This is a genomic window from Catenibacterium sp. (genome assembly GCF_052354645.1).
Lineage (GTDB): Bacteria > Bacillota_I > Bacilli_A > Erysipelotrichales > Coprobacillaceae > Catenibacterium > Catenibacterium mitsuoka_A.
Genome location: NZ_DAWDDM010000156.1, coordinates 1 through 4,711 on the forward strand (window position 1 = coordinate 1; position 4,711 = coordinate 4,711).

A 4,711-nucleotide genomic window follows, 5' to 3' on the forward strand; every position below is an offset into this window, starting at 1 on the left:
GCCACTTTAGATAGCAATATCTACTGGGGTTAAAGGTCGGAGGTGTAAACCGTTATTACGACTGGGCAGTTACAAGCCCATGACCCTTAGGTCGTGGGTAGTTGCCATTGATCCCCTTTTCTGTACCACTAAATATTAATTGTTTGAAAATAGATTACTAAATACCTAAAACAGTAATATTTTCATAACGTGGTAATTATAACATTTTAATACCATTATGTAACCCCTAACGCTCATTTTTCAAAACAAAAAAAAGGAAGAAACTAATCTTCCTTTATAAACTTATATGTATATACACCAATAAGAGCACCTACAAGTGTAACAGCCATCGCAAAAATCAACATGCTTTGTAGTCCTAATGTATCCTGTAATACACCACCTAAGTAATTACCTAAACAGAAACCAAAACCATTGGCCATCATTGTGATAAGTGTCTGACCTGCCATCTGATCTGATTCAGATAAGACATCATTACAATAATATGTATAAGTGGCAAATAGTAAGCCATATGAACATCCCTGGAACACCATACCAATAAGTAATACAAGTAAGTTAGGTGCTAAGGCAATTAAGAAGTTTCTAAAGATATACATGATCAAACCAAAGACAATGAGCTTTTCAGGTCCAAATTTTTTCTTTAAGCGATATGTCATTGTCATAAATGGCGTTTCACTGGCTGCCATAAAGAAGATGGCTATACCGTAGAATGATGAATCTCCACCAAGCTTCTTAACAATATTAATCAAGTAAGTAGATAAAGATGTCGCACCTGCAATCGCAAAACCAAATCCAAGTAAGAATAAGAAGAACTTCTTATATTTCGTGATCAAGCCAAATGGATTAGCTGGCTTTTCTGTTGATGCGTTCTTAATAGTAGAATGTGGCAGGACAAGCAGGTTAATGATAAACAGAATACTTGAGATAATAAAGACAATATAGATAACAGATGGTTCAAGCCATTCTACTAAGTAACCCATTATAAAGGCATTAGATGCATAAGAGAATGACCCAAGTCCTCTTGCAAGTCCAAAGTTAATATCATGACCCATCTTGACATAATCCATTGCGAATTGTGATAAGAATGGAACAACACAAGTACTCAAGAATAATAATGCGATATATAGTACCATGACGACTACTTTAGGTAGTGTCATAAAATAAAGAGCACTAAATGATGCGAATAGTATAGCATAGATTCCTAAGATAACATTGTGCGGTGTGAGTGCTTCATACTTGTTTGGCAAGTTAGAGATATTAGCCGAAAGTATAAGCATCACAATACTTCCCATTGCAGTCACTATACCAATTTCTGTATTTGATAAGCCTTTATATTGTAAGAAAATGGCTACATAACCAAAAATCGTACAGTTAGTAATCCAATATAAGAACTGTATACAATTATATTTCATTTGTAAGCGTTTCATAATTTCCCCCTCGATAACCTTAGGTATTATATAGTATTTATCAAAAGGGGTACAACTATTTTCTCAATAAGAAAAAAAGACACGATTCCTAAGAATCATGTCTGAATACCTTAAACAAAGTGCCCCGGTTCTAGGAACCAGCATGCTCTACATGACTAGTTATAGAACATGCTTCAGGGCAGTTTGCTGTGTCCTCTCTCTAGACACAAGTCTATTTTAAGAAACATTTTTTTACTCGTCAATACCCTTTTGTAAATTTCTTTTAATATGTAACACTATTATAGTTATTTATGATTTTAACAATTACAAAACTGGCATTATTTCACATTTTCATGATTGAAAAATCCTAATATTTGTATTTATCCTAAGTGTAATGATTATATCAATATAATCATTATTACTAAATATATGAGTATGTGTAAAGTTATTCTGTGAGTAATTTTTCACTTTTCAAAACATGAAAAAAAGCCCCTAGATATAGGGACTTTAATATGTATTATTCAGCTTTTGAATTAACTAACTTACCAGTTGAATGGAAAGTAATCATAAGTCCAAGAGCGACTAATAATACGGCAACGACTAATTGTAAACCGTCTGTCATTAATACAAATCCACCAGTTACAAATAACTTCATTACAATTGCATAGATAGCCTGTACTAAAGCTGTCATAGTAACGATGAACATTAATACCATTGGTACATATAACATGAAGCCTTTTCTTCCAGTAACCTTTAAGAATACAGCAAGAGATACTAATACCATTGCAGCAAGTAACTGGTTTGCTGAACCGAATAATGGCCAGATGTTAACATATCCGCCTAAGCTTAATAAATAACCAAAGAAGAGTGAAATAAGTGTTGAAACGTATTTATTAGTTAAGACAGATACTAACTGTGATGGAGTTTCTCCTTCTTCTACTTCGAAGAATTCCTGGAAAGACATACGTGAGATTCTAGCTACTGCATCAAGAGAAGTTAATGCAAGAGCTGAAACAAACATAGTCATGATACAAAGTCCCCAAGACTGTGGTAAACCAAGCTGTGCTACTAAGCCAGTAACACCAGCAGAGAACTTAGTGAAAGGTGTAGCTGTATCAGCTAAAGCCATATTAGCAAGAGCTGAATCTAAGACACCAGTCTGTTTTAAGTTTGGTAATGAACCAACGATAACGATAACTAATACTGCAAGTAATGATTCTAACAACATTGAACCATAACCAACCTGAAGCATATCTTTTTCATTCTTGACCATCTTAGAAGATGTTTCTGAAGATACAAGTGAATGGAAACCAGATACGGCACCACAAGCGATAGTTACGAATAATGTTGGGAATAAGTAACTTCCTGTAGCTGATTTGAATCCAGTGAATGCTGGTACAGTAACAGTTGGGTTACTCATAAATACACCTACAACTGCTGCTGCAATCATACCGATAAATAGGAATGTAGTTAAATAGTCACGTGGGCTTTTTAATAACCACATTGGTGTAACAGATGCAAAGAAAATATAAACGAATACTAAATAGATCCAAGTTGTTTTAGTTGCATATACTGGGAATTTGATACCAACTGCAAGCATTGCAACGATTAATACAATTCCAAGTACTACTTTTGGCCAACCTTCAAGGTTAACCTTACGTAATAATAAACCAAATGCCATAGCAACAAATACATAAAGAATAGAGATAGAAGCAGCACTGGCATTAGGTGCAAGCTTAGCTCCTTCAACACTGAAACCATTGAATGTTCCAGCAACCATGTCTGCAAAAGCAGCAATAACGATTAATGTGAAGACCCAGCAGAATAAGAAGAATAATTTCTTACCAGTTCTACCAATGTACTTTTCGATGATCTGACCCATTGACTTACCTTCAGATTTAACTGAAGCATAAAGTGCACCGAAGTCCTGTACAGCACCGAAGAATACACCACCGATGACTACCCATAAGAATGCAGGTAACCAACCAAACATCATAGCCATAACTGGTCCAGTAACTGGTCCAGCACCAGCGATAGATGAGAACTGATGAGCAAAGACTGTCCATTTATTAGTTGGTACATAGTCTACGCCATCTTCTTTTGCAACAGCAGGTGTTGTTGCATTAGGATCAATACCCCAAGTTTTTACTAAATAGCGACCATAACATAGATAGGCTACTACTAGGACAAGGGCTGCTAATCCAAGTAAAAGTAAACCATTCATAAATAAATTCCCCCCAGAATTACTTTATACATATAAAACAGATAATAAAAAAGGCTTTCGTCTTAGAATGACTGCCTAAGACGAAAACCTTCGTTTCCGCGGTACCACTTAGATTGTGATTTACATCACCACTTCACATCCCATGAATGCTATTTCTTTAACGCAGAAATTACGGATTTCTTTACTATTATTTTCAAGAAAACAGCTCACAAGGGATGGTCCCATAATCATTACCTGCATCCTTTCCACCAACTGGATGCTCTCTATAGGAAGCGGATTAGAAATCGTATCTTGTTCATCGCTCTGTTTCGTATGTATGCTTATATAATAGTCTGATATTTTCATTTGTCAACAGTTTATTGCGAAAAAAGCAAATTTGTTTATATGTTTTATGTTTATCATAAATGTAAGCGTATATTACATATCGGAGTATGACAAATATACATAGAGAAATATTACTTATACTTGGATTTAATATATTGTTTGATAGCTTCCATATACTCCTCTTCATTATCATAATCCTTTGGATCTACATCATACATATCAGAAGAATCATAGTATTCTTTCCATTGTTTACGTAAATCATCAAGATAATCTAATTCACGATCATACTGTGTAGGATCAACTGAACTAAATGAATTATAGAAATTATGTTTATCTTCCCAAGATTTTTTATCATCTTCAGATATATTTTCCTTTTGAGGCACTTCTACTATATTATCCAAATGATACTCAACAGAGTTTGGACGTTTTCTAGACATTCGTTTTAGTGCTTTATTACGATAATCATCCATGTCATCAGACTTTAAATCTTTTTCATCTAATTCTGCATCAAGACTTGCAACATAGTCTTTCCACTCATTGACAGCTTCTACATAGTTTTCTTCATCACTAAATTCACTTGGATCAACAGGATATTGATGATTTGGATCATATAGTTCTAACCAATGTATTCTTTCACTTATTTCATAAAAATATTCATCAGGTGAATCATAATCTAGAGGATCAATACAATAAAATTCATTTTCAGGATCATACTTCTCTTTTATTCTCTTTGTTAGAGCATCTAGATAAGTATCTTCAT

The 4,711-nt window shown here is 34.2% G+C and carries 3 protein-coding genes and 1 other annotated feature; all 3 genes read right to left on the bottom strand.

Annotated features, from left to right (window positions below):
- Positions 1–263: 263 nt before the first annotated feature.
- Positions 264–1,424 carry an MFS transporter gene (locus ACT8VG_RS07515; protein WP_444195533.1) on the bottom strand — a complete coding sequence of 387 codons (1,161 nt, stop codon included), beginning with the start codon at positions 1,422–1,424 and terminating at the stop codon, positions 264–266.
- Positions 1,425–1,920: 496 nt separating this feature from the next.
- Positions 1,921–3,627: a carbon starvation CstA family protein gene (locus ACT8VG_RS07520; RefSeq protein WP_221711446.1), complete on the bottom strand. Its 1,707-nt coding sequence runs from the start codon at positions 3,625–3,627 to the stop codon at positions 1,921–1,923.
- Between the two features lie 73 nt (positions 3,628–3,700).
- Positions 3,701–3,935, bottom strand: a binding site (T-box leader).
- Positions 3,936–4,082: 147 nt separating this feature from the next.
- Positions 4,083–4,711, bottom strand: a 629-nt coding sequence (locus tag ACT8VG_RS07525; protein WP_444195534.1) for a hypothetical protein, incomplete at its 5' end; no start/stop codon positions are given.